The sequence below is a fragment of the Pseudomonas sp. NPDC089422 genome, assembly GCF_044749405.1.
GTDB lineage: Bacteria > Pseudomonadota > Gammaproteobacteria > Pseudomonadales > Pseudomonadaceae > Aquipseudomonas.
Window position 1 is genome coordinate 171,767 of sequence record NZ_JBIVHW010000011.1, and the last position, 24,741, is coordinate 196,507.

A 24,741-nucleotide genomic window follows, 5' to 3' on the forward strand; every position below is an offset into this window, starting at 1 on the left:
AAATATTGATTTTTGTTTATCGACCCACAGCGCTAGGGTGAATGTGCGACTGGCCAGCAACCTCTGGTCACGCGCCGACCGGTAGAACCGGATCGTCTGTTCCTACGGCTTTGGGAAGACTCCAGTGATAAAAAAAATCCTGATCGCCAACCGGGGTGAAATCGCAGTTCGGATCGTGCGTGCCTGCGCCGAGATGGGCATTCGCTCTGTCGCGATCTATTCCGACGCCGACCGTCATGCCTTGCACGTCAAGCGCGCCGACGAGGCTCACAGCATTGGTGCCGAGCCACTGGCCGGTTACCTGAACCCGCGCAAGCTGGTCAACCTTGCTGTCGAAACCGGCTGTGATGCCCTGCACCCAGGTTACGGTTTCTTGTCGGAAAACGCCGAACTGGCAGAGATCTGCGCCGAGCGCGGGATCAAGTTCATTGGCCCGGCTGCCGACGTCATTCGCCGCATGGGCGACAAGACTGAAGCGCGTCGCACCATGATCCAGGCCGGTGTGCCGGTGACCCCGGGTACCGAAGGCAACGTCGCCGATATTCATGAAGCCCTCAGCGAAGGTGACCGTATCGGCTACCCGGTGATGCTCAAGGCCACTTCCGGTGGTGGCGGCCGTGGTATCCGCCGTTGCAACAGCCGTGAAGAGCTGGAGCAGAACTTCCCACGGGTGATTTCCGAGGCCACCAAGGCCTTCGGTTCGGCAGAAGTGTTCCTGGAAAAGTGCATCGTCAACCCCAAGCACATCGAGGCGCAGATCCTTGGTGACAGCTTCGGCAACGTCGTGCACCTGTTCGAGCGCGACTGCTCGATCCAGCGCCGTAACCAGAAGCTCATCGAAATCGCCCCGAGCCCACAGCTCACCCCTGAGCAGCGCGCCTACATCGGCGACCTGGCGGTGCGTGCGGCCAAGGCGGTGAACTACGAGAACGCCGGTACCGTGGAGTTCCTGCTCGCCGATGGCGAGGTGTACTTCATGGAGATGAACACCCGGGTGCAGGTGGAACACACCATCACCGAGGAAATCACCGGTATCGACATCGTCCGCGAGCAGATCCGTATTGCCTCGGGCCTGCCGCTGTCGGTGAAGCAGGAAGACATCCAGCACCGTGGCTACGCGTTGCAGTTCCGCATCAACGCCGAAGACCCGAAGAACAACTTCCTGCCCAGCTTCGGCAAGATCACCCGCTACTACGCCCCCGGCGGCCCGGGCGTGCGCACCGACACGGCGATCTACACCGGCTACACCATTCCGCCGTTCTACGACTCCATGTGCCTGAAGCTGGTGGTCTGGGCGTTGACCTGGGAAGAAGCCATGGACCGCGGCCTGCGGGCCTTGGACGACATGCGCGTGCAAGGGGTGAAGACCACTGCCGCGTACTACCAGGAAATCCTGCGCAATCCGGAATTCCGTAGCGGCCAGTTCAACACCAGCTTCGTCGAAAGCCACCCGGAACTGACCAACTACTCGATCAAGCGCAAACCCGAAGAGCTGGCCCTGGCCATCGCCGCCGCCATCGCCGCCCACGCAGGCCTGTGAGGAACCCCATAATGTCCAAGAAAATTCACGTAACCGACACGATCCTGCGCGACGCCCACCAGTCCCTGCTGGCTACCCGCATGCGTACCGAAGACATGCTGCCGATCTGCGACAAGCTCGACAAGGTCGGCTACTGGTCGCTGGAAGTCTGGGGTGGCGCCACCTTCGACGCCTGCGTGCGCTTCCTCAAAGAAGACCCTTGGGAGCGCCTGCGCAAGCTGCGTGCGGCCCTGCCCAACACCCGTCTGCAAATGCTGCTGCGCGGCCAGAACCTGCTGGGCTACCGCCACTACAGCGACGACGTGGTCAAGGCTTTCGTCGCCAAGGCTGCGGTCAACGGCATCGACGTGTTCCGCATCTTCGACGCCATGAACGACGTGCGTAACCTGCGCGTGGCGATCGAGGCGGTCAAGGCTGCCGGCAAGCATGCCCAGGGCACCATCGCCTACACTGTCAGCCCCGTGCATACCATCGATGCCTTCGTGAAGCAGGCCCAGCAGATGGAAGCCATGGGTTGCGACTCGGTGGCGATCAAGGACATGGCCGGCCTGCTGACCCCGTTCGCTGCCGGTGAGCTGGTCAAGGCACTGAAGGCCGAGCAGTCGCTGCCGGTGTTTATCCACTCCCACGACACCGCCGGCCTGGCTGCCATGTGCCAGCTCAAGGCCGTGGAAAACGGTGCCGACCACATCGACACGGCGATCTCCAGCTTCGCCTGGGGTACCAGCCACCCGGGTACCGAATCGATGGTCGCCGCGCTCAAGGGCAGCGAGTTCGACACCGGCCTGGACCTGGAGCTGCTGCAGGAAATCGGCCTGTACTTCTACGCCGTGCGCAAGAAGTACCACCAGTTCGAGAGCGAGTTCACCGCCGTGGACACCCGCGTGCAGGTCAACCAGGTGCCAGGCGGGATGATTTCCAACCTGGCCAACCAGCTCAAGGAGCAGGGCGCGCTGAGCCGCATGAACGAAGTGCTGGCAGAGATCCCGCGCGTGCGTGAAGACCTCGGCTTCCCGCCGCTGGTGACGCCGACCTCGCAGATCGTCGGTACCCAGGCGTTCTTCAACGTGCTGGCCGGTGAGCGCTACAAGACCATCACCAACGAGGTGAAGCTTTACCTGCAAGGCGGTTACGGCAAGGCGCCGGGCGTGGTCAACGAGCAGCTGCGCCGCCAGGCGATCGGTAGCGAAGAAGTGATCGATGTGCGCCCGGCCGACCTGCTCAAGCCAGAGATGGCCAAGCTGCGTGGCGACATCGGCGCCCTGGCCCGTTGCGAAGAAGACGTGCTGACCTTCGCCATGTTCCCGGACATTGGCCGCAAGTTCCTCGAGGAACGTGAAGCTGGCACCCTGACTCCGGAAGCCCTGCTGCCGATTCCTGAAGCCGGTGCAGTGGCGTCCCATGGCGGTGAAGGTGTACCGACCGAGTTCGTCATCGACGTTCACGGTGAAACCTACCGCGTCGACATCACCGGTGTGGGCGTCAAGGCCGAAGGCAAGCGTCATTTCTATCTGTCGATCGACGGCATGCCGGAAGAAGTGGTGTTCGAGCCGCTCAACGAGTTTGTCGGTGGTGGCGGCAGCAAGCGCAAGCAGGCCAGCGCACCGGGCCATGTCAGCACCACCATGCCAGGCAACATCGTCGATGTGCTGGTCAAGGAAGGCGACGTGGTCAAGGCCGGCCAGGCCGTGCTGATCACCGAAGCGATGAAGATGGAGACCGAAGTGCAGGCAGCCATCGCCGGCAAGGTCGTGGCCATCCACGTGGCCAAGGGCGATCGCGTGACACCAGGCGAGATCCTGATCGAGATCGAGGGCTGATATAAGCCCTCATCTACAAGCGGTTAACCTCTGGGGAGCGGATGCTCCCCTTTTTTATGCTTGCTAGTGCATTTTAATGCAGATTTTTGAAGGTGAGTCATCTGGATATGCACTAAAATGCAGAATCAAAATGGAGATCCAATTTAAATCTGCACTAAACTGCAGATAAACCGCCTGATGCGATCGACGGCATGCAGTAAATTGCAGGTGAACCATGTACAGACTCACGCTCCAACTTCATGATCAAGGTCAGTGGCATGATGCTGTTGCCATCGCCTTCGCCGAGCCTGAAAAGAGCCTCTCCAGTCCCTGCGAATTCGGATACACGTCCGAGTACGTCAAAACCAATCTGGATGCCTACGACAGCCTGCTCTGCCAGGCGGCAAGCGCGAGGCTGCCAGTGGACTTTGGCTCTCATCGATTGCAGCACGCTCCTGCCTTCCTGTACGACATCGCGCCCGCAGGAGCTGCGAAGCGCTTTCTGCTCAGGCATATCGGCCGTGAGAAACCGGAGGGTATGGGCGAGGACTTGTTTCTGCTGGGCCGCTCGACCCCGGCCCCGATCGGTAATCTGCGCATCAAGGAGTCGGTTGAACTACTGGATCTTGCCGACCCCATCGGTTTCACCCGCCAGGACGTCATCACCCGCGATCAACGTTTTCTGGAATACGCCTATGAACAAGGTGCGGCCATTGGTGGCGCGACAGGCGCCGGTGGCGAAGCGCCAAAGCTGTTGATGACCGAAGGTGAGAACGGCCAGTTGTATCCGGATGCGGTGCTCGCAGATGAGCGTGCCGGTCGGCACTGGTTCATCAAGTTCGCCCGGAACCAGGCCCTGGCCGATGACCAGGACATCCTGCGGGCTGAGTACCTCTACTATAAGGCGCTGCAGCAGCTTGGCATCGAGACTGTGGCCAGTGAGCACATGGCGCTGGAAGAGGGCAGAAAGCCCAGCCTGTGGATGGAGCGCTTCGATCGTCAGGTTTGCGCTCAGGGTGTGCAGCGCTTTGCCGTGGAGTCGGTGTATTCGCTGTGTGGGGTTACCGAGCCCGGTAGCCGGATGGGGCACCTTGAGGTAATCGAGGCGCTCGCCGGGCTGTGGAAGATGGCCGGACAAGGCAAAGAGGTGCCTGACCTGATTGCGGATTATCTGCGGCGCGACTTGATCAACAAGATCTTGGGTAACGCTGATAACCACGGGCGTAACACAGCAATCATTCGTACCCGCGACACGGTTCGTCTGGCTCCCATCTACGACCTTGCGCCGATGGTGATGGATCAGGAAGGAATAACCCGAACCACCAAATGGCCTGCTTCGATCGAAAGGGCAGGCGAAATCGACTGGCAGGCTGTTTGTGATGCGCTGGCGGAATTCGTCGACCCGGGCGAGGCTTACCAGCGTTTGCGGCAGGATGCCCGGCATCTGTTGGCATTGCCGGATACCTTGTCCGGTCTTGGGCTTCCCGATGCAGTGATGAATCACCCGGCGATTGCGCTGGGCAAGCTTGAGCGCCGAATGGCGGATTGGGGCTTGGCATGACGATTTCTATCGAGGCTCGCGGGCTGATGATCGATGGCGTGCGCGAAGGTATTGCCAACGGCAGCCTTGAACTGGGGGCTGCCGTGCGACGGTTGCGCGTGGAGGTGGCAAAGATGCAGCAAACTCAGTTTGCGCGGATGTGCAAGATTTCCGTGCGTACGCTCATTCAGATCGAGCAAGGGGACGGCAATCCCACGCTCAAGTCGTTGAACGCTGTATTCAAACCATTTGGTTTGCAGATGGGTGTGGTCAGGCGCGCGAGCCAGATCTGGTAAACCCCTCAGATCGATCACAGGCCCGCTGGCCCGCGATCGCTCTCGATGATTCAGCCCCTGCGGCAGTCCTCAAGTGTTCGAGCCTGGCCTTCTGGCCTCTGATTCACTGCGCTCAACCACCGCTCGAACCCCGCCGCCACCTGTGGCCATTCATCATCGGTAATCGAATACCACGCCGTATCGCGGTTGTGGTCCTTCACCACCAGGTGCTTGCGGAACACGCCTTCAAAAGTGAAACCGAACCGCTCCGCTGCGCGCTTGGAGCGGGCATTGGCGTTGTTGCATTTCCACTCCAGCCTCCGGTTGCCCAGCTCGAAGCCTAGCTTGCCCAGCAGGTAGACGGCCTCGGTGCTCTTGGGCGTGCGCTGCATGGGGGCGCCGAAGGCGATGTGGCCGATCTCGATGCGGCCGTGGTCAGGCACGATCGACATCAGGGTGAGCACGCCCTGGGCCTGGCCGTTGGCGCGGTCGATCACGGTGTAATACAGCGGGTCGTGGCCGGCAGCGTTGCCTTGCAGCCAGCGGTCGAAGGCAGCGCGCTCGGTGAATGGGCCGTAGGGCAAGTAGTCCCACAGCACAGGATCGGAATCGGGACCTTGCAGGGCGGCCCAGAGGTCGTCGCCGTGGCGCGCCGGGTCGAGTTTTTCCAGGCGAATGAAGCGGCCTTCGATAGGCTCGGCCTTGGGCGATGCAGCAGGTTTCCAGTTCAGTGCGTCAGTCATGTGGCCTACAACCCTTTGCGGAATTGGATGAAGCCCGGGCGCTCGGCAACCTGCTCGTACAGGCTGATGGCGGTGGCGTTGGTTTCGTGGGTCAGCCAGTGCACCTTGATGCAGCCGGCGGCCTTGGCCGTGGCGTACACGTGCTCGATCAGCTGGCGGCCGATGCCCAGGCCGCGCTGGCTGCTGTCGACGTAGAGATCCTGCAGGTAGCAGGAGTTCTCGATGCTCCAGTTGGAACGATGGTAGATGAAGTTGACCATGCCCACCGCCTTGCCATCGACCCAGGCCAGGGTCGAATGGGTCGGTTCGTTGGGGTCGAGCAGGCGTTGCCAGGTGCTGAGGCTCACCGCTTCTGCCAGCTCGGTCTGGTAGAAGCGCAGGTAGGCTTGCCACAAGGCGAGCCAGGCGGCGTGGTCTTGGGCGCTGACAGGGCGCAGGGTAACGCTGGGCATGGGGCTTTTCCTTCAGAGTTGGCGCATGTGCGCCGCAAGTTGGTTGTCCAGGTAATCCGGGCTGGCGCCCAGGCCATCGCGTACGCCGGCGATATCCTCGGCCGAGCGGTTCTGGCTGAGCTTGCGCGCGCCTTGCAGGCGGGCGATGGGCAGGCGGATGCCGACGATGGCGCGGAGCATGCCGTCGAGGTAGTCGGCGGGGGCGTCGGCGACGTTCCAGGGTGCGCTGCGGCCCTGTTCGTGGCGGTCGGTCAGGCGGCTGACGATCTGCAGCAGCGGCGCGGCGTCGTGGATCACTTCGGCCGTGCCGTAGGCGTGTACGGCAAGGTAGTTCCAGGTCGGCACCACCTTGGGGTTTTCGGCCTTGCTCGGGTAGTAGCTGGGGCTGACGTAGGCGTCGGCACCCGGGAACACCAGCAGTGCTTCGGCGCCTTGCGCGAGGTCCTGCCATTGGCGGTTGGCCCGCGCCAGGTGGGCATAGACGATGCCGAACTCGCCCTTTTCGGCGTCGAGCAGCACCGGCAGGTGCGTGGCCAGCAGGCCCTGTTCACCGTGGCTGACCAGCACGGCCAGGCGGGTGTCGCGCATGTGCTGATGCAAGCGCTCAAGGTCGTGTTCCTGGTGGGGTTTGCTGTTGTACATGCGCAGGGTCCTTGTCGAATGGCTCCATCCTAGGCAGGCTATTGGCTCTGGGTAAGAGCCATTAATGGCTGTTTTGATAGGTCCAATGCCATGAGCGAGCGCCCCCTCGTATTGCCTTTCGATCCTGCCGGTATCGTGCTCGATCGCCGTCGCGGCCTCAGCCAGCAGCTGTACCAGGCCTTGCGTGCGCGGGTGCTGGATGGTCGCCTGAGCAGTGGCACCCGGTTGCCGGCCACGCGTGACCTGGCGAACGTGCTGGCGCTGTCGCGCAACAGCGTGGTGCGTGCCTATGACCAGTTGTATGCCGAGGGCTACATCGAAAGCCGGGTAGGGGATGGCACGTATGTGAGCCGCCTGCCGAAACTATCCACACAACTGTCCACAGGGTTATCCCTGGGTTTATCAACAGACTTATCCACATTTTCTCTGAAAGATACTGAGGATTTATCCAGCAACCAGCTTTCCAGCGAGCCGTTGGAGCGGTTGAAAAGTAACCATCTGCCACCGCCAAAAAGCGGTGTGCCGAGGGCATTTCGAGTCGGAATTCCGGCGTTCGATCTGTTCCCGTTTGACGTGTGGGCCAAGCTGCAGGCGGCTTTCTGGCGCAATCCGTCGCCTGCGCAGTTGGGTTATGGCGACCCGGCGGGTGAGCCGGCGCTACGCGAGCTGATAGCCGCCTATTTGCGCCGTTCGCGTGGCCTTTCCTGCACGGCTGAACAAATTGTGATCACCAGTGGTGCGCAACAGGCCATTAGCCTTTGTGCACAGTTGCTGGTGCAACCGGGCGACGGCGTGGCTGTGGAAAACCCGGGGTATCGAGCCGCGGGGCATACCTTCGCCATGGCCGGTGGCAGGGTCACCGGCGTGGCGGTGGACGAAGAGGGCATGGATTGCCAGCGCCTGGAGCAGTTGACGGACTGCCGGCTGGCCTATGTCACCCCGGCGCACCAGTACCCGACCGGCGTGACCATGAGCCTGCCGCGGCGCCTGGCCTTGCTGGCCTGGGCCGAGCGCAACGATGGCTGGATCGTCGAGGATGACTACGACGGCGAGTACCGCTACAGCGGCGCGCCCTTGACCCCGCTGGCAGCGCTCGACCGCCAGGGGCGGGTGTTGTACGTCGGTACCTTTGGCAAGATCGCTTTCCCGGCTTTGCGCCTGGGCTATCTGGTGCTGCCGCCACGGCTGGTGCAGGCGTTCAGCCGGGGCCGGGCGCTGGCGGTGCGGCATTCGGAGGTGGGCACCCAGTGCGTGATGGCCGAATTCATGGCCCAAGGGCACTTCCAGCGGCACATCCGGCGCATGCGCAAGGCGGCATTGAGCCGGCGCAATGTGCTCAAGGCGGGATGGCCGGTGGATATACCTGGGCTCGGAGCGATGCCTGAGGTGGCGGCGGGGCTGCATGTAAAGGTGGATGTGGATAACTTTGCGCGGGAGCAGGAACTGGTGGCCAGGGCTGAAGCGGTGGGGGTGGAGGTGAACCCGCTGAGCAGTTACTGGCTTGAGGACAGCGAGGTGCCTGTGGATAAGCAGGCGGGGCTGGTGCTGGGGTTTGCGGCGGTGCCTGAAGGGCAGATCGCCGAAGCCTTGCTGAAATTGCGCAGGGTCTGGAAAAGGTAAATGGGGCCGCTGCGCGGCCCCGGTTGTACATCAGGTTCCGGATTTGATCCGGGTCCAGGCGCGGGTCCGAGCCCGCTCAGCTTCACGCGACAGGGGTTTGAGGGTATACAGCTTGGCCATCGCCTCCGCCGTCGGGTACAGGTTCGGGTTGTTGCGAATCGCCGGGCTGACTTTATCGGTGGCATCCTTGTTCGGGTTCGGATAGCCGACAAAGTCGCTGATCGGTGCAATCACCTCAGGCCGCAGCAGGTAGTTGATGAACGCGTGGGCATCCTCCGGGTTCGCCGCGTTCTTCGGGATCGCCAGCATGTCGAACCAGATCGGTGCACCTTCCTTGGGCAGGCGCATGTCCACCACCACGCCGTTCTTCGCATCTTTCGCGCGGTTGGCGGCCTGCGAGAAGCTGCCGCTGTAGCCCACCGCCACGCAGATATCGCCATTGGCGATGTCGGCCATGTACTTCGAGGAATGGAAGTAGGTGATGTACGGGCGGATCTTCAGCAGCAGTGCCTCGGCCTTCTTGTAGTCGTCCGGCTTGTCACTGTTGGGTGGCAGGCCCAGGTGCTGCAGGGCCAGTGGCAGGATCTCCGACGGCGAGTCGAGCAGCGCGACGCCACACTGCTTCAGCTTGGCGATGTTCTCTTCCTTGAAGATCAGGTCCCAGCTGTCGACCGGGGCCTTGTCACCGAGCACGGCCTTGACCTTGTCCGGGTTGAAGCCGATCAGGATGGTGCCGTACATGTACGGCACGGCGAACTTGTTGCCCGGGTCGTTGGCCTCGATCAGTTTCATCAGCGCCGGGTCCAGGTGTTGCCAGTTCGGCAGCTTGCTGCGGTCCAGTGGCTGGAACACGCCGGCCTCGATCTGCTTGGCGAGGAACACGTTGGATGGGACTACCACGTCGTAGCCGGAGTTGCCGGTGAGCAGCTTGGCCTCGAGCGCTTCGTTGGTGTCGAAGATGTCGTAGATCAGCTTGACGCCACTGTCCTTCTGGAAGTCGCTCAAGGTCTGCGGGGTAATGTAATCGAACCAGTTATACACACGCAGGGTGCGCTGCTCGGCTTGAGCGTGCAGAGCACCGGTGAACAGGGTGGCAGCGATGAACGGGGCGAGCAGACGCTTGAGTCGGACCATGATCAGGCTCCTGGCTGGGCGCGCTGGAAGCCTTCCAGCACATTGACTGCGTTGATACCGATTTCTTCCACAGCGTAGCCACCTTCCATCACGAACAGGGTGGGCTTGCCGAGCTGGGCGATACGCTTGCCCATTTCCAGGTAATCCGGGCTGTCCAGCTTGAACTGGGAGATCGGATCGTCCTTGAAGGTGTCCACGCCGAGCGAGATCACCAGCACGTCGGCGTCATAGGCGGCAATACGTTGGCAGGCGTCTTCCAGTGCAGCGCTCCAGGCTGCCCAGTCACTGCCGGCGGGCAGCGGGTAGTTGATGTTGCAGCCTTCGCCTGCACCTTCACCGGTTTCGTCGGCGTAGCCGAGGAAGAACGGGAATTCATCTTGTGGGTCGCCGTGGATCGAGGCGAAGAACACGTCGTTGCGTTGGTAGAAAATGTCCTGGGTGCCGTTGCCGTGGTGGTAGTCGACGTCGAGGATGGCCACCTTGGCGCGGCCCTGGTCGAGGAAGGCCTGGGCGGCGATCGCGGCATTGTTCAGGTAGCAATAGCCGCCCATGACTTCAGCGGCGGCATGGTGCCCTGGTGGGCGGCACAGGGCGAAGGCCGAGTGAGCGCCTCGCTGGATTGCAGCCTGGGCGGTCAAGGCGACCTGTGCAGCGCTGTAGGCAGCCTGCCAGGTGCCAGCGGTGATTGGCGCGCCGGCGTCGAAGCTGTAGTAGCCCAGTTCGCCATGCAGGCCGGTTGGCTTGACCTGGCGCAGGGTGCGCGCCGGCCAGGTGAAGGGCAGCAGGTCACCGTCGTGGCCGAGCGCGGCCCAGCGTGCCCAGGCGCCCTGGAAGAAGTCGAGGTAGTCGGCACTGTGAATGCGTTGCAGCGGTGCGCGGCCGAAGTCGGTCGGGCCCTGGACCTCGCCGAGGTTGCGCTTTTTCACTTGTTCGAGGACATGGTCGGCGCGTGAGGGCATTTCGAAGCAAGGCATCAGCTTGCCGTCGATCAGCTCGCAGCGGCCATGGTGCAGGCGGTGATCATCGGAATAGATCGTCAGCATTTGTTGTTCTCCGGGGGTACTGGCGTGGGCCCATTTTCACGGGCGACCCGGTGGTGGAGAACGACGCAAACGGCCAAAAGGGGATCGATGTGGCCAAGCTCGTTGGCCACTCACCGGTCAACCGCGGAAGTGGCTTGGGGCCACGCCGCTCCAGCGCTGGAATGCATGGCGGAAACTCGCGGTCTCGCTGAACCCCAGGGTCTCGGCGATGCGGTAGATCGGCATCTGCTCATCGGCCAGCAATTGCTTGGCCCGATCGAAGCGCAGCTCATCGAGCAGTTGTTGATAACTGCAGCCCAGCGCCTGCAGGTGCCGGCGCAAGGTCCGCGACGAACAGTTCATCTGCCGCGCCAGCCCCTCCAGGCCCGGCGCCGCGTCCAGTTGTTGCAGCAACAGCTGGCGGATCCGCCCAAGCCAGGCCTGGCGCCCGGTGAATTCCAGGTTCAGGCGCCGGCAGCGCTCACTCATGGCCTTGTGGGTAATCGGGTCGGCCAGCGGTAATGGCATGTCCAGCCAGCGCCGCTCGAAGGCAAAGGCGTTGTCCTCGGCGTCGAAGGCCAGTGGGCACTGAAAGGCGCCGGTGTAGAGGCTGTGGTAGCCGGGCCGCGTGTGCTCGAAGCGGGCGCCGAGCAGCGGCAGCGTGCGGCCGAGCAGGTCATCGCAAATCACTTTCAACGACACCAGGCAGAACTCGGCATTGAAGGCGGCGAGGGCCGGGCTGTCATGGTATTCGCTGGCGCTGAACCAGACGCGCTGGCCATCGTCGACCAGGCGCAGCTTGAAGACTGTTCCCAGCAGTGCCGGATAGTGCAGCGCCAGGCGCAGGGCGTCACCCAAAGTGGCACTGGAGAGCAGGGCGTAACCGAGCATGCCGTAGCACGACACATGCATGCGCCGGCCCAGTTCCAGGCCGATCTCCTCGCGCCGGGCCACGGCATTGGCGCATACCTGCAACTCTTGCTGGGTGGTGATGCGTGCGTCGCTATGGCCCAGGTCGGCCGGGCCTATGCCGCTGCCGGCGAGCAACGTTGTCGCCTCGCAGCCTTCTTCCTGGAACAGGTTGAGGATCAGCGAAACCGCGTTGAGGGTGGTCAGGTGGCTGTGCAGCATGCTCGGTCATCCCGTGGGCCTGGGAGGCATTATGGAGCAAGTTGTGTGCCGACACCGGCACGGCATGGCTGGCGCGGCATTCATGAGGCGAAAAAAAAGGCCCGGAGCGTGCGCTCGGGCCTTTGAAAGGTTGAGAGGTGTCTAGTCCCTCGACCTGGTGAGACTGTTTGCAGCGGCCGGGTTACGCCTTCAGCGGAACCAGACGTGGAGCGATCATGTTTTCCGGACGCAGGATGTCGTCGAGCATCGCGTCGTCCAGCAGCTTCTCTTCACGCACCAGTTCCAGTACGCCGCGGCCGGTTTCCAGGGCAACGCGGGCGATACGGGTGGCGTTTTCGTAGCCGATGTACGGGTTCAGGGCGGTGACCAGGCCGATCGAGTGCTCGACCAGTTCACGGCAGCGCTGTTCGTTGGCAGTGATGCCGACGATGCAGTGCTCGCGCAGCATGTCCATGGCGCGCTGGAGCAGGCGGATCGAGTCGAAGATCTTGTAGGCGATCAGCGGCTCCATCACGTTCAGCTGCAGCTGGCCACCTTCGGCGGCGACGGTCAGGGCCAGGTCGTTGCCCATGATGGCGAAGGCCACCTGGTTGACGGCCTCAGGGATTACCGGGTTGACCTTGCCTGGCATGATCGAGCTGCCTGGCTGGCGCGCCGGCAGGTTGATCTCGTTGATGCCGGTGCGTGGGCCGCTGGACAGCAGGCGCAGGTCGTTGCAGATCTTCGAGAGCTTGACCGCGGTACGCTTGAGCATGCCGGAGAACAGCACGAAGGCGCCCATGTCGGAAGTGGCTTCGATCAGGTCGGCAGCCGGTACCAGTGGCTGGCCGCTGATGGTGGCCAGGCGTTGTACGGCCAGGGCCTGGTAGCCCGGGTCGGCGTTGATGCCGGTGCCGATGGCGGTACCGCCCAGGTTGATTTCGGTCAGCAATTCCGGAGCCAGCGAGCGCAGGCGCTGCAGGTCTTCGGTCATGGTGGTGGCGAAGGCACGGAACTCCTGGCCCAGGGTCATCGGCACGGCGTCCTGCAGCTGGGTACGGCCCATCTTCAGTACGTGGTCGAATTCCTTGCCTTTGGCCGCGAAGGCCTGGATCAGGCTGTCGAGGCTGGCCAGCAGGGCGTCGTGGCCCAGCAGCAGGCCCAGGCGGATGGCGGTCGGGTAGGCGTCGTTGGTCGACTGCGCCATGTTCACGTCGTTGTTCGGGTGCAGGTACTGGTACTCACCCTTCTGGTGGCCCATGGCCTCCAGCGCGACGTTGGCGATGACTTCGTTCGCGTTCATGTTGGTGGAAGTACCGGCACCACCCTGGATCATGTCCACCACGAACTGGTCGTGGTAATCGCCTTTGATCAGGCGGGCGCAGGCTGCACTGATGGCAGCGTGCTTGGCATCGCTCAGGTGACCCAGCTCACGGTTGGCGTCGGCAGCAGCCTGCTTGACCATGGCCAGGGCCACGACCAGCTTCGGGTAGTGCGACAGCGGAACACCGGAGAGATGGAAGTTGTTGGCAGCGCGCAGGGTCTGGATGCCGTAGTAGGCATCGGCAGGGACTTCAAGGGTACCAAGCAGATCTTTTTCGACGCGGAACGATGCAGCGGAGGACATGATGGATATCATCTCGATTTTGACCCGGCACATGCCGGAATGGCGCCAATCCTAGGCCTGAAGGGGATTTTGCGGCCAATGCTGTTGCACGCTAACCTATGCACAAACGGCATAGTGTTTCATGTGACGCCAATTGACATTCGAGCGTGTTCCATTTTGGTGCACGCCGGGAGATCTGCTTCATGAACCTCGAAAGCAAGTGGCTGGAGGACTTCAGTGCCTTGGCCTCCACCCGCAGTTTTTCCCAAGCGGCCGAGCGACGTTTCGTCACGCAACCCGCCTTCAGCCGGCGCATACGCAGCCTGGAAGCGGCGCTGGGCCTGACTTTGGTGAATCGTTCCCGCACGCCCATTGAACTGACCGAGGCTGGCCAGCTTTTTCTCGTTACCGCACGCACCGTTGTCGACCAGTTGAGCGAAGTTCTCCGCCATTTGCATCACCTCGAAGGTGGCCAGGGTGAGGTGATCCAGGTGTCTGCCGCGCACTCCCTGGCATCGGGCTTTTTCCCACGCTGGGTAGCCCAGTTGCGCAATGATGGTTTGAACATCGCCACTCGCCTGGTAGCGACCAACGTCGGAGATGCGGTGCATGCATTAAGGGAAGGGGGTTGCGACCTGATGCTGGCGTTCTATGACCCCGACGCCGCCCTGCAGATGGATGCCGAGATCTTCCCGTCGCTGCACATGGGCACCACCGAAATGCTTCCGGTGTGCGCAGTGGATGCCGACGGCAAGCCGCTGTTCGACCTTGAAGCCGATGCCAGCGTGCCTCTGTTGGCCTACAGTGCCGGCGCGTTCCTCGGGCGTTCGGTGAACTTGCTGCTGCGCCAGCGCAATCTGCGCTACACCACTGTCTATGAAACGGCCATGGCTGACAGTCTCAAGAGCATGGCGCTGGAAGGGATGGGGGTTGCCTGGGTGCCGCGCCTGTCCATGCGAGGCGAGCTGGAACGCGGAGAGCTGGTGATCTGCGGGGGCAGCCAGTGGCACGTGCCGCTGGAAATCCGCCTTTACCGCTGTGCACTGGTGCGCAAGGCCAACGTGCGTCTGCTGTGGCGCAAGCTGGAGTCGGCAGGTGGCCCGGGCGAGGTATCAATTTGAGTTGTACTTGAGGTAATCGGCAATGGCTGTTCGATTCTGCTCGCTGTATCGATAGCAGTTGGAGCGCAGCTTGATGCGGGCGGGCACCATGTAGGTTTCGCAGAACCAGCCGTTGAAGTCGGTGTGCGCATGTTCATGCGTGGCGGAGAGCATATGGCCGATCTCGTGTGCAGGCGCTGCATAGGTGGCCATTGAGGCGATGCCTGTATTGCCGTTGGTGTGGGCGAGGCCCGCAACGAAATTCAACCCGCTGCGGTCGTAGCTTTCCCTTGTAAGTAATAGGTCCTTGTTCATGTAGGAAAAGGGCCTAGCCGAACGCTGGTAAAGAATTTCTTCGGTGAAGGCATCGAGTAGCTGATTTGAGCTCATCGTGCGGTAGTCGATGTCGGTCAGGCCCGGCACGGCACGTTGAAAGATCACTTCGATCGGGTGCTGCGTGAAGGTACGCATTTCATCCAGCCAGTGCTGGAAATAGTCATTCTGCAATTGGTCATCGCTCATGTCGGCCAGTTCATCATGTGGGTAGACCGTGACTACCAGGGATCTGGCCGCCCAGGCTGAGGGCAGGATCACGCTGCAGGCCAGGCTGACTGCGAGTGCGATATGGCGGGGATTGAGCATCTTTGCTTCCTTCGATGATGATCAGTGGCGAAGGGGCGAATTGTCTGAAGCAATCGCACGTTGGGTCAGCAGGAAAAGTTGTCCCGCGAGACAGCTTGCCCTTTGATCCGACATGTGCTTGTGGGGGTGGGCGGCCCGCCCAGAAATACGCTACAATCCCGCGCCTTCGGCCGACCCGGTCGATTCAGAATCCGTATGACAAGCCACGCCGGTCCACCTGCGTGGCTTGTTGCTTTTAGCGCGCCAGAAGGCGCTTGCAGGAGAGGCTCGACGATGAGTGCACTGGTTGGCGTGATCATGGGCTCCAAGTCCGATTGGTCCACCCTTAGCCACACCGCCGATATGCTGGAAAAACTCGGCATTCCCTACGAAGTGAAGGTGGTTTCCGCCCACCGCACCCCGGACTTGCTGTTCCAGTACGCCGAAGAGGCCGAAGGGCGTGGCATCGAGGTGATCATTGCGGGTGCCGGTGGCGCTGCCCACCTGCCAGGCATGTGTGCCGCCAAGACCCACCTGCCGGTGCTGGGCGTGCCCGTCCAGTCGTCGATGCTGTCGGGCGTCGATTCGCTGCTGTCGATCGTGCAGATGCCTGCCGGTGTACCCGTGGCCACCCTGGCCATCGGCCGTGCTGGCGCCGTCAACGCCGCGCTGCTGTCGGCGAGCATCCTGGGCGCCAAGTACCCGCAGTACCACGCGGCGCTCAAGCAGTTCCGCACCGAGCAGACCGACACCGTGCTGGACAACCCAGACCCGCGCCAGGCTTGAGGCTGAACCCATGAAGATCGGTGTAATCGGTGGCGGCCAGTTGGGCCGCATGCTGGCCCTGGCGGGCACCCCGCTGGGCATGAACTTTGCCTTCCTCGACCCGGCACCGGACGCCTGTGCCGCCCCGCTGGGCGAGCACCTGCGTGCCGACTATGGCGACCAGGACCACCTGCGCCAGCTGGCCGACGAAGTCGACCTGGTGACCTTCGAATTCGAGAGCGTCCCGGCCGAGACCGTGGCTTTCCTGTCGCAGTTCGTCCCGGTCTACCCGAGTGCCGAAGCCCTGCGCATCGCCCGCGATCGCCTGTTCGAGAAGAGCATGTTCCGCGACCTGGGCATCCCGACCCCGGCCTTCGCCGACATCCTCTCGCAGGCAGACCTCGACGCGGCGGTCGCCAGCATCGGCCTGCCGGCCGTGCTGAAGACCCGCACCCTGGGCTACGACGGCAAGGGCCAGAAGGTTCTGCGCACGCCTGAAGACGTGGTTGGCACCTTCGCCGAACTGGGCAGCGTGCCTTGCCTGCTGGAAGGTTTCGTGCCGTTCACGGGTGAAGTATCGCTGGTGGCCGTGCGGGCCCGCGATGGCGAAACCCGCTTCTATCCGTTGGTGCACAACACCCACGAGAGCGGCATCCTGCGCCTGTCGGTGGCCAGCGAAGCGCACCCGCTGCAGGGCCTGGCCGAAGACTATGTCGGCCGTGTGCTCAAGCAACTGGATTATGTCGGTGTAATGGCCTTCGAGTTCTTCGAAGTCGACGGTGGCCTGAAGGCCAACGAAATCGCCCCGCGTGTACATAACTCCGGGCACTGGACCATCGAAGGCGCCGAGTGCAGCCAGTTCGAGAACCACCTGCGGGCCGTGGCCGGCCTGCCGCTGGGCTCGACTGCCAAGGTCGGCGAGAGCGCCATGCTCAACTTCATCGGTGAAGTGCCAGCAGTCGACAAGGTGGTGGCCATCGACGGTTGCCACCTGCACCACTACGGCAAGGCCTTCAAGGTCGGGCGCAAGGTCGGCCACGCCACCCTGCGCTGCCAGGACATGGTCAGCCTGAAAGCCAGGATTGCCGAAGTGGAAGCGCTGATCAGCAACTGATCGAACTTCTGCCTGGGGTCTGCTCTCTGAAAATGGCAACAAGCCAAAGCGCTGTCTAGGCTTTGGCTTGTTCCATCTTCATATCAGAGGGATTGCCATGGGCATCATTGGAACCATCTTCATCGGCCTCATCGTCGGCCTGCTGGCTCGCTTCCTCAAGCCGGGCGACGACAGCATGGGCTGGATCATGACCATTCTGCTGGGTATCGCCGGTTCCCTGCTCGCCACCTATGGCGGCCAGGCACTGGGGATCTACCAGGCGGGCCAGGCGGCAGGATTCATCGGCGCGCTGGTCGGTGCGATCGTCCTTCTGGTGATCTACGGATTCATCAAGAAACGCTGAATACTGGTTAGAATGCCCGGCAATTCATCCCGAGTTGCCGAGCATTTACATGCGTGCCTTTTTCCTCATTCCGTTGCTTCTGGCCAGCACCCTGGCCCATGCCGAACTGCCCGAAACCGACTGGCTGGAGCTGATGCCCAAGTCGGACCAGAAGGCGCTCGAAGAAATGCCCGAAATCGACCACAACTCGCCGGAAGCCAATGGCACCTTCACCGCCAAGGGCGGCCTCAAGCAGAGCAAGGGCCTGCCGGCGGTGATGTATTCGACCAAGACCGTGGCCGCCATGAACGGCAAGGACATTCGTTTGGGCGGCTATCCGGTGCCGCTGGAAAGCGATGCCAAGGGCAACAGCACCTTGTTCTTCCTCGTACCTTACCCGGGCGCGTGCATCCACGTGCCGCCGCCGCCGCCTAACCAGCTGGTGCTGGTGCGGTATCCGAAAGGCTTGAAGATCGATGACATCTATACACCGCTTTGGGTCAGCGGCACGCTGAAGGTGGAGAAGGTCAGCAATGACCTGGCCGATGCGGCCTATGCGCTGGATGCGGGGAAGGTGAGGGTGGTGGAAGACGCGGACCTCTGAAGCCTGTAGCGGCCTCTTCGCGGGCAAGCCCGCGAAGGGGTTGAAGCAGAATTCAGATCGCGCCGCTACCGATACTGACCTGCAACGACCGGCTGGCGCCGGGCTTGAGCTCCACCACATCATCCCAGACATTCGCCGTCTCGATGCACAGCATCCGCTGCCAGCCGTCATCGGCCATGTCTGCCAGCTCCTTGGCCCGCTCGGTCCAAGGGTTCCAGATCACCGCCGAGCGCGACCCGCTACAGGTCAGAGTGATCCGCCGCTGCCAGTGTGGATCGACAATGCTCAGCGTTTGCGGTGTATCCAGGTAGATCCGGTCGGTTTCCCCGGCAAACGCCAACGCGCCCTGCTGCTGGCGCTGTTCCCAGTCGGCCAGGGTTTCGATGTACTGCAGCCCTTCGACCCCTTCGACCCGCGCCTGGCGCACGTCGCTGACGGCAAAGTAACTGTGCAGGGCCTGGCTGATGGTCACTGGGCTGTTGCCCATGTTGCGGCTGTTCAGGGACACGGTGAGCGCATCGCCGAGCACGATCTGCAGCTTCAGCTCGACATCATGCGGCCAGCCCGGCAGATCGCCCTGGGCCTCCGGCAGCTCGAATTCGATGTGCAGGTCATCGCCTTTTTCTTCGACGCCCAGCAACTTCCAGTCACGCGTGCGCGCCAGGCCGTGGGCGGGCGCCTGCTCGCCATGGTACATAGCCTGCACCGATGCGGGATTGCGCTGCAAGTTGCCAAACCACGGCCAGCACACCGGTACACCGGCACGCACCGATTTGCCCTGGCGGAAGATGGCCTGGTCGCTCAGCCACAGCAGCGGTGGCTCGCCAACACGCTGGTAGCTGAGGATCTGCGCGCCCTGCTGGGCGATCAGTAGTTCGGCGTGGTCGCTGCTGATGCGCCAGCAGTTGAGTTCGCCGTGTTGCTCGGATTCGACCTTGAAGGTAGCCATTGCACTCGTCTCATTGATTGCCTGTGGGCCCTTGGACCCGGTGACGTGCAATGAGTTTACCGCCCGCGAGGCTCAGCGGCGAGGCACCGAGCGGGTTCGGCCACTGCCATCGATGGCGACGAACACGAATGTCGCTTCGGTAACCTTGCGCCACTCGCTGGACAGTGGGTCGTCACTCCACACCTCGACCATCATGCGGATCGAGCTGCGGCCGATCTCCAGGGTCTGGGTGTAGAACGACAGTTGTGCGCCCACAGCCACCGGCACCAGGAAGGCCATGCGGTCGATGGATACCGTGGCGACCCGGCCGCCAGCGACGCGGCTGGCCATGGCGGTGCCGGCCAGGTCCATCTGCGCGACCAGCCAGCCGCCGAAGATGTCGCCGAAGCCATTGGTTTCGCGCGGCAGCGCGGTGATCTGCAAGGCCAGGTCGCCTTGCGGGATAGGATCTTCTTGTTCGAGCTCAATCATGCGATGGGGCCTCTGACCCGTGACGCTTTCGTTGGTGTGGCGCAAGGCCGGGAAAACGATTCAGCCGACAACATACTACGCTGATTCCGCTTCGCTGGGCGGCCATAGGGAAACTCTGCGAAACCGTCTGACATCATGACCGGCGTTTTCGCACAACTTCCCACGGTTAAAGCAACCTTTTCCTACGAACGGCCAGTATATATAGCCAATCGCCCAGCGACGACCGCACATTCGCGAATATCTGTAGGGATTTTGTATCGCTTTCAGCGCAGCTCGGCAATTTGCTATCTTCGCTCCTCGCCCTAATCCAGAAGCCGCGTGCCAAGCGGCCTGCATGACCTACAAGAGAACGACGAGCGATGACCTCCGTGCCGAGCAGTATCGAGCAGCCCTCGCGGCCGCTGACCCGCAGTGACTACAAGACCCTCTCACTGTCCGCCCTGGGCGGAGCCCTGGAGTTCTACGACTTCATCATCTTCGTGTTCTTCGCCACGGTGGTCGGCAAGCTGTTCTTCCCCGCCGACATGCCCGAGTGGCTACGCCTGATGCAGACCTTCGGCATTTTCGCCGCCGGCTACCTGGCACGACCGCTGGGGGGCATCGTCATGGCCCACTTCGGCGACCTGCTCGGGCGCAAGAAGATGTTCACACTGAGCATCTTCATGATGGCGTTGCCGACCCTGATCATGGGCCTGCTGCCGACGTATGCTCAGATCGGCCTGTGGGCGCCGGTCCTGTTGCTGCTGATGCGGGTGATCCAGGGTGCGGCCATCGGTGGCGAGGTGCCGGGCGCCTGGGTGTTCGTATCCGAGCATGTGCCAGAGCGCAACACCGGCTACGCCTGCGGGACCCTGACCGCGGGCCTGACGGCCGGCATCCTGCTCGGCTCGCTGGTGGCGACCCTGATCAACACCCTCTACAGCGCTGAAGAGGTGGCGGATTACGCCTGGCGGATTCCGTTCCTGCTCGGCGGTGTCTTCGGCCTGTTCTCGGTGTACCTGCGCCGCTGGCTGCACGAGACCCCGGTGTTCGCCGAGATGCAGCAGCGCAAGGCACTGGCCGAAGAGCTGCCGCTGCGCGCGGTGCTGCGTGACCACCGGGGCCCGATCATCCTGTCGATGCTGCTGACCTGGATGCTGTCTGCCGGCATCGTGGTGGTGATCCTGATGACCCCGGCACTGCTGCAGAGCATCTATCACGTCAGCCCTACCGATTCGCTCAAGGCCAACAGCCTGGCGATCGTGCTGCTCAGCGTCGGCTGCATCGGCGCTGGCAGCCTGGCCGACCGTTTCGGGGCGGGCCGGGTGTTCGTGATCGGCAGCTTGCTGCTGCTGGCCAGCTCCTGGACGTTCTATCACAGCCTGCCGACCCATCCTGAACTGCTGTTCCCGCTGTATGCGGTGACCGGCTTGTGCGTGGGTGTGATCGGCGCAGTGCCGTACGTGATGGTCAAGGCATTCCCGGCGGTGGTGCGCTTCAGCGGGCTGTCGTTCTCCTACAACGTTGCCTACGCCATCTTTGGTGGCCTGACACCGATGGTGGTGACGGCGCTGCTCAAGGTCAGCCCGATGGCGCCGGCCTACTACGTGGCGGGTCTTTGTGCCGTTGGTCTGGCCGTGGGCCTGTACCTGCTCGCCAAGAAGCGCTGATTTGCGCCAAGGCTACTGGCCTCTTCGCGGCTAAAGCCGCTCCCACAGGGATTTGGCCTGCGCCGTACCTGTGGGAGCGGCTTTAGCCGCGAAGAGGCCAGGCCTGTTTTCAGTGATGGCCTTTCATCCATTTGTCACAATTGAGTCATATCGTATTCATGCGGCCTGCAGATACTTGGCCCCGTTCCATCCAACACCCCAATATTCCTGCTAGGAGCAAGGCATGAAACTGAAGCGTTTGATGGCGGCCATCACCTTTGCCGCCGCTGGCGTTGCGACCGCCAACGCGGTAGCCGCCGTCGACCCTGCAATCCCGACCTACACCAAGACCACCGGTGTTTCGGGCAACCTCTCCAGCGTCGGTTCCGACACGCTCGCGAACCTGATGACTCTGTGGGCCGAGGCCTACAAAAAGGAATATCCGAACGTAAACATCCAGATTCAGGCTGCCGGTTCCTCGACCGCGCCACCCGCGCTGACCGAAGGCACCGCCAACCTCGGCCCGATGAGCCGCAAGATGAAGGACGTCGAACTGCAGGCCTTCGAGCAGAAGTACGGCTACAAGCCAACCGCCATCCCGGTCGCCGTCGACGCCCTGGCCGTGTTCGTGCACAAGGACAACCCGATCAAAGGCCTGACCATGGCCCAGGTCGATGCCATCTTCTCGTCCACCCGCCTGTGCGGCGCCAAAGCCGACGTCAAGACCTGGGGTGACCTGGGCGTGACCGGCGACCTGGCCAACAAGCCGGTTCAGCTGTTCGGCCGCAACTCGGTATCGGGCACCTACGGCTACTTCAAGGAAGAAGCCCTGTGCAAAGGCGACTTCAAGCCTAGCGTCAACGAACAACCTGGCTCGGCTTCGGTCGTGCAGTCGATCAGCTCCTCGCTGAACGGCATTGGCTACTCGGGCATCGGTTACAAGACCGCCAGCGTCAAGACCGTGGCCCTGGCCAAGAAAGAAGGCGGTGAGTTCATCGAAGACAACGAAGCCAACGCCCTGAACGGCTCGTACCCGCTGTCGCGCTTCCTGTACGTCTACGTCAACAAGGCGCCGAACAAGCCTCTGGCTCCGCTGGAAGCCGAGTTCGTCAAGCTGGTGCTGTCGCAAGCTGGCCAGCAGGTCGTGGTGAAGGATGGCTACATCCCGCTGCCGGCCAAAGTGGTCGACAAGACCCTGGCTGATCTGGGCCTGTCCCACGCCGGTAACGTTGCAAAGAAGTAAGTAACTGAGAAGAGGCCGGCACCGCAGCGGCCGGCCTCTTCCACGCTTTTCTCCGTCCGAAGCCAGGGTTCCTGCGCGGCGGGCTTCGTCACGTCAACACATTGTCATGTTTTTGTCATACGGGACCGCTAGGGTGTGCGCATGAATGATCTGGCCAATTCCACAATGACCCCAAATTCCCCGCCCGTGCGGATTGACTTCAATACGCCCGAGTTGCAACGCAAGCGCCGCATGCGTGCGCTCAAGGACCGCCTGACCCGCTGGTATGTACTGGTGGGCGGGCTTGCCGTGTTGGCAGCCATCACGCTGATCTTTTTCTATCTGGCTTATGTGGTGCTGCCACTGTTCCAGGGCGCCGAGCTGACCAGCAAGAAGGCCCTGGAGCCGACCTGGCTGCAACAGGATGCCGGCAAGCCTCTGATGATCGCCCTTGAAGAGCAGAACCTGGTCGGCATGCGCGTTTCGGACAAGGGTCAGGCCATTTTCTTCGACACCAAGAGCGGTAACCAGCTGAGCCGCGTCGACCTGCCATTGCCGGCAGGGACCCAGGTTACTTCGATCAGCGCCGACCAGCCGGGCAGCCCGCTGGTCGTCCTCGGTCTGTCCAATGGTCAGGCACTGGTGTTCCACCACACCTACAAGATCACCTACCCGGACAACAAGAAGACCATCACCCCAGGCATCGACTACCCGTACGGCCAGGAGCCGTTCGTGCTCGACGAGCAGGGCCGCGCGCTGGAGCACGTGAGCGTCAACGTCAACGGTGACACCCTGGTGCTGGCCGGCGCCACGGGTGCGCACCTGCAGGTGATCGAGCTGTCGCGTACTGAAAACATGCTGACCGGCGAGGCCAGCACCGAGCAGAGCCGCATCGAATTGCCGCAGATGACCGAGGTCGTGAAGAACATCTTCATCGACCCGCGTCAGCAGTGGTTGTACGTGATCAACGGTCGCGCCACCGCCGATGTCTTCAGCCTGCGCGACAAGAGCCTCAATGGCCGCTACAAGCTGTCCGAAAGCGCCGACACCGAAATCACCGCCACTGCCCAGCTGGTCGGCGGCATTTCGCTGATCATCGGCGATTCCAAGGGCGGTCTGGCCCAATGGTTCATGGCCCGCGACCCGGATGGCGAGCAGCGCTTCAAGCAGATCCGCACCTTCCAGATGGGCACGGCGCCGATCGTCCAGATCGATGCCGAAGAGCGTCGCAAGGGCTTCATCGCCCTGGACAGCGACGGCAAGCTCGGCGTGTTCCACAGTACTGCGCATCGCACGCTGCTGGTCGAGCAGGCCGCCGAAGGTGCTGGCATCCTGGCCCTGTCGCCACGTGCCAACCGCATCATCATCGAAGAAGGTAGCAAGCTGCTGCCGCTGAGCCTGCGCAACCCGCACCCGGAAATTTCCTTCAGCGCACTGTGGGGCAAGGTCTGGTACGAAAACTACGACGCGCCTAAATACGTCTGGCAGTCGACCGCCTCGAACACCGACTTCGAACCCAAGCTGAGCTTGTCGCCGCTGACTTTCGGTACCCTCAAGGCCGCGTTCTACGCGATGATCCTGGCGGCGCCGCTGGCCATTGCCGCTGCCATCTACACCGCCTACTTCATGGCCCCGGGCATGCGCCGCAAGGTCAAGCCGGTGATCGAACTGATGGAAGCGATGCCGACGGTGATCCTCGGCTTCTTCGCCGGCCTGTTCCTCGCGCCATACCTGGAAGGCCACCTGCCGGGTGTGTTCAGCCTGTTCCTGATCATGCCCCTGGGTATCCTGCTGACTGGCTTTGCCTGGAGCCGCCTGCCGGAGTCGATCCGCCTGCGCATCCCGGATGGCTGGGAAGCGGCGATCCTGATCCCGGTGATCCTGGTGATCGGCTGGCTTGCCCTGGCTGTCAGCCCGTACCTCGAGAGCTGGTTCTTTGGTGGTGACATGCGTCTGTGGATCGAACACACCCTCGGCCTGCGCTATGACCAGCGCAACGCCATGGTGGTGGGTATCGCCATGGGCTTCGCGGTCATCCCGAACATCTACTCGATCGCCGAAGACGCCGTGTTCAGCGTGCCGCGCAGCCTGACCCTGGGCTCCCTGGCCCTGGGGGCGACGCCGTGGCAGACCCTGACCCGCGTGGTCATCCTCACCGCCAGCCCGGGGATCTTCTCGGCGCTGATGATCGGCATGGGCCGTGCGGTGGGCGAGACCATGATCGTGCTGATGGCCACCGGCAACACCCCGGTGATGGAGCTGAACCTGTTCGAAGGCATGCGCACCCTGGCCGCCAACGTGGCGGTGGAAATGCCTGAATCGGAAGTCGGCGGCAGCCACTATCGCGTGCTGTTCCTCGCCGCCCTCGTGCTGCTGATGTTCACCTTCATCATGAACACCTTGGCCGAGCTGATTCGCCAGCGTCTGCGCAAGAAATACTCGTCGCTTTGATAGAAAGGTAG

Annotated in this window: 23 protein-coding genes; 13 read left to right on the top strand and 10 right to left on the bottom strand. The window is 62.5% G+C overall.

What is annotated here, in order from left to right; genetic code table 11:
- Positions 1–124 precede the first annotated feature (124 nt).
- The 4 genes from ACIPZ8_RS20925 to ACIPZ8_RS20940 all read left to right on the top strand — a co-directional run bounded on the left by ACIPZ8_RS20925 (position 125) and on the right by ACIPZ8_RS20940 (position 5,175).
- Positions 125–1,540: an acetyl-CoA carboxylase biotin carboxylase subunit gene (locus ACIPZ8_RS20925; RefSeq protein WP_027917076.1), complete on the top strand. Its 1,416-nt coding sequence runs from the start codon at positions 125–127 to the stop codon at positions 1,538–1,540.
- A gap of 11 nt (positions 1,541–1,551) precedes the next feature.
- Positions 1,552–3,360, top strand: coding sequence for a sodium-extruding oxaloacetate decarboxylase subunit alpha (oadA, locus tag ACIPZ8_RS20930; protein ID WP_400726993.1), 1,809 nt, complete (start codon positions 1,552–1,554; stop codon positions 3,358–3,360).
- A 214-nt stretch (positions 3,361–3,574) separates the two neighbouring features.
- Positions 3,575–4,900, top strand: a complete 1,326-nt coding sequence (locus ACIPZ8_RS20935; RefSeq protein ID WP_400726996.1) for a type II toxin-antitoxin system HipA family toxin — start codon at positions 3,575–3,577, stop codon at positions 4,898–4,900.
- Entirely contained in the window at positions 4,897–5,175 is a 279-nt protein-coding gene (locus tag ACIPZ8_RS20940; RefSeq protein WP_400726999.1) for a helix-turn-helix domain-containing protein, read from the top strand. Before ACIPZ8_RS20935 ends, ACIPZ8_RS20940 begins: the two co-directional genes overlap by 4 nt.
- Before the next feature lie 50 nt (positions 5,176–5,225).
- On the opposite strand, the gene ACIPZ8_RS20945 is transcribed toward ACIPZ8_RS20940, so the two are convergent.
- The 3 genes from ACIPZ8_RS20945 to ACIPZ8_RS20955 are packed head-to-tail and all read right to left on the bottom strand — an operon-like array spanning position 5,226 to position 6,991.
- Positions 5,226–5,897, bottom strand: coding sequence for a GNAT family N-acetyltransferase (locus tag ACIPZ8_RS20945; protein WP_400727002.1), 672 nt, complete (start codon positions 5,895–5,897; stop codon positions 5,226–5,228).
- A 5-nt stretch (positions 5,898–5,902) separates the two neighbouring features.
- Positions 5,903–6,349, bottom strand: coding sequence for a GNAT family N-acetyltransferase (locus ACIPZ8_RS20950; protein WP_085676520.1), 447 nt, complete (start codon positions 6,347–6,349; stop codon positions 5,903–5,905).
- A 12-nt stretch (positions 6,350–6,361) separates the two neighbouring features.
- A complete protein-coding gene (locus ACIPZ8_RS20955; protein ID WP_400727005.1) occupies positions 6,362–6,991 on the bottom strand; it encodes an FMN-binding negative transcriptional regulator in 630 nt (209 codons plus the stop codon).
- Between the two features lie 90 nt (positions 6,992–7,081).
- Here ACIPZ8_RS20955 and ACIPZ8_RS20960 point away from each other — a divergent pair, with 90 nt between their 5' ends.
- Positions 7,082–8,611: a PLP-dependent aminotransferase family protein gene (locus ACIPZ8_RS20960; protein WP_400727008.1), complete on the top strand. Its 1,530-nt coding sequence runs from the start codon at positions 7,082–7,084 to the stop codon at positions 8,609–8,611.
- Positions 8,612–8,641: 30 nt separating this feature from the next.
- Here ACIPZ8_RS20960 and ACIPZ8_RS20965 read toward each other — a convergent pair whose 3' ends face one another.
- From ACIPZ8_RS20965 to aspA, 4 genes are all read right to left on the bottom strand, one after another.
- Complete coding sequence (locus ACIPZ8_RS20965) at positions 8,642–9,745, bottom strand: polyamine ABC transporter substrate-binding protein (protein ID WP_400727011.1); 1,104 nt, start codon at positions 9,743–9,745, stop codon at positions 8,642–8,644.
- A gap of 2 nt (positions 9,746–9,747) precedes the next feature.
- On the bottom strand, positions 9,748–10,788 hold the full coding sequence (locus tag ACIPZ8_RS20970) for a histone deacetylase family protein (RefSeq protein ID WP_400727013.1): 1,041 nt from the start codon (positions 10,786–10,788) through the stop codon (positions 9,748–9,750).
- Positions 10,789–10,905: 117 nt separating this feature from the next.
- Positions 10,906–11,898, bottom strand: coding sequence for an AraC family transcriptional regulator (locus tag ACIPZ8_RS20975; protein WP_400727016.1), 993 nt, complete (start codon positions 11,896–11,898; stop codon positions 10,906–10,908).
- Positions 11,899–12,079: 181 nt separating this feature from the next.
- Positions 12,080–13,504, bottom strand: a complete 1,425-nt coding sequence (gene aspA, locus ACIPZ8_RS20980; protein ID WP_027917067.1) for an aspartate ammonia-lyase — start codon at positions 13,502–13,504, stop codon at positions 12,080–12,082.
- A gap of 182 nt (positions 13,505–13,686) precedes the next feature.
- Here aspA and ACIPZ8_RS20985 point away from each other — a divergent pair, with 182 nt between their 5' ends.
- Complete coding sequence (locus ACIPZ8_RS20985; RefSeq protein ID WP_400727019.1) at positions 13,687–14,604, top strand: LysR substrate-binding domain-containing protein; 918 nt, start codon at positions 13,687–13,689, stop codon at positions 14,602–14,604.
- Here the strand turns inward: ACIPZ8_RS20985 and ACIPZ8_RS20990 are convergent.
- Positions 14,596–15,225 carry a hypothetical protein gene (locus ACIPZ8_RS20990; RefSeq protein ID WP_400727021.1) on the bottom strand — a complete coding sequence of 210 codons (630 nt, stop codon included), beginning with the start codon at positions 15,223–15,225 and terminating at the stop codon, positions 14,596–14,598. The genes ACIPZ8_RS20985 and ACIPZ8_RS20990 overlap by 9 nt on opposite strands.
- Before the next feature lie 273 nt (positions 15,226–15,498).
- On the opposite strand from ACIPZ8_RS20990, the gene purE reads away from it, so the two are divergent.
- From purE to ACIPZ8_RS21010, 4 genes are all read left to right on the top strand, one after another.
- Positions 15,499–15,990 carry a 5-(carboxyamino)imidazole ribonucleotide mutase gene (purE, locus tag ACIPZ8_RS20995; RefSeq protein WP_003253304.1) on the top strand — a complete coding sequence of 164 codons (492 nt, stop codon included), beginning with the start codon at positions 15,499–15,501 and terminating at the stop codon, positions 15,988–15,990.
- A gap of 10 nt (positions 15,991–16,000) precedes the next feature.
- Positions 16,001–17,083, top strand: coding sequence for a 5-(carboxyamino)imidazole ribonucleotide synthase (locus tag ACIPZ8_RS21000; protein WP_400727024.1), 1,083 nt, complete (start codon positions 16,001–16,003; stop codon positions 17,081–17,083).
- A 97-nt stretch (positions 17,084–17,180) separates the two neighbouring features.
- The gene (locus ACIPZ8_RS21005; protein ID WP_400727026.1) at positions 17,181–17,426 is read left to right on the top strand and encodes a GlsB/YeaQ/YmgE family stress response membrane protein; all 246 of its coding nucleotides are present in this window, start codon (positions 17,181–17,183) and stop codon (positions 17,424–17,426) included.
- A 49-nt stretch (positions 17,427–17,475) separates the two neighbouring features.
- Complete coding sequence (locus ACIPZ8_RS21010; RefSeq protein ID WP_400727029.1) at positions 17,476–18,009, top strand: DUF3299 domain-containing protein; 534 nt, start codon at positions 17,476–17,478, stop codon at positions 18,007–18,009.
- A gap of 52 nt (positions 18,010–18,061) precedes the next feature.
- On the opposite strand, the gene ACIPZ8_RS21015 is transcribed toward ACIPZ8_RS21010, so the two are convergent.
- Both ACIPZ8_RS21015 and ACIPZ8_RS21020 read right to left on the bottom strand, forming a co-directional pair.
- Positions 18,062–18,958: a D-hexose-6-phosphate mutarotase gene (locus ACIPZ8_RS21015; protein WP_400727031.1), complete on the bottom strand. Its 897-nt coding sequence runs from the start codon at positions 18,956–18,958 to the stop codon at positions 18,062–18,064.
- Between the two features lie 72 nt (positions 18,959–19,030).
- Complete coding sequence (locus ACIPZ8_RS21020; RefSeq protein WP_027917060.1) at positions 19,031–19,429, bottom strand: acyl-CoA thioesterase; 399 nt, start codon at positions 19,427–19,429, stop codon at positions 19,031–19,033.
- A gap of 359 nt (positions 19,430–19,788) precedes the next feature.
- On the opposite strand from ACIPZ8_RS21020, the gene ACIPZ8_RS21025 reads away from it, so the two are divergent.
- From ACIPZ8_RS21025 to ACIPZ8_RS21035, 3 genes are all read left to right on the top strand, one after another.
- Positions 19,789–21,078, top strand: a complete 1,290-nt coding sequence (locus ACIPZ8_RS21025; RefSeq protein WP_400727034.1) for an MFS transporter — start codon at positions 19,789–19,791, stop codon at positions 21,076–21,078.
- Positions 21,079–21,301: 223 nt separating this feature from the next.
- Positions 21,302–22,300: a phosphate ABC transporter substrate-binding protein PstS gene (locus tag ACIPZ8_RS21030; protein ID WP_400727037.1), complete on the top strand. Its 999-nt coding sequence runs from the start codon at positions 21,302–21,304 to the stop codon at positions 22,298–22,300.
- Between the two features lie 141 nt (positions 22,301–22,441).
- Positions 22,442–24,730 (top strand): phosphate ABC transporter permease, encoded by a 2,289-nt coding sequence (locus ACIPZ8_RS21035; protein ID WP_400727039.1) that lies wholly within the window; start codon positions 22,442–22,444, stop codon positions 24,728–24,730.
- The last annotated feature ends 11 nt before the right edge of the window (positions 24,731–24,741 follow it).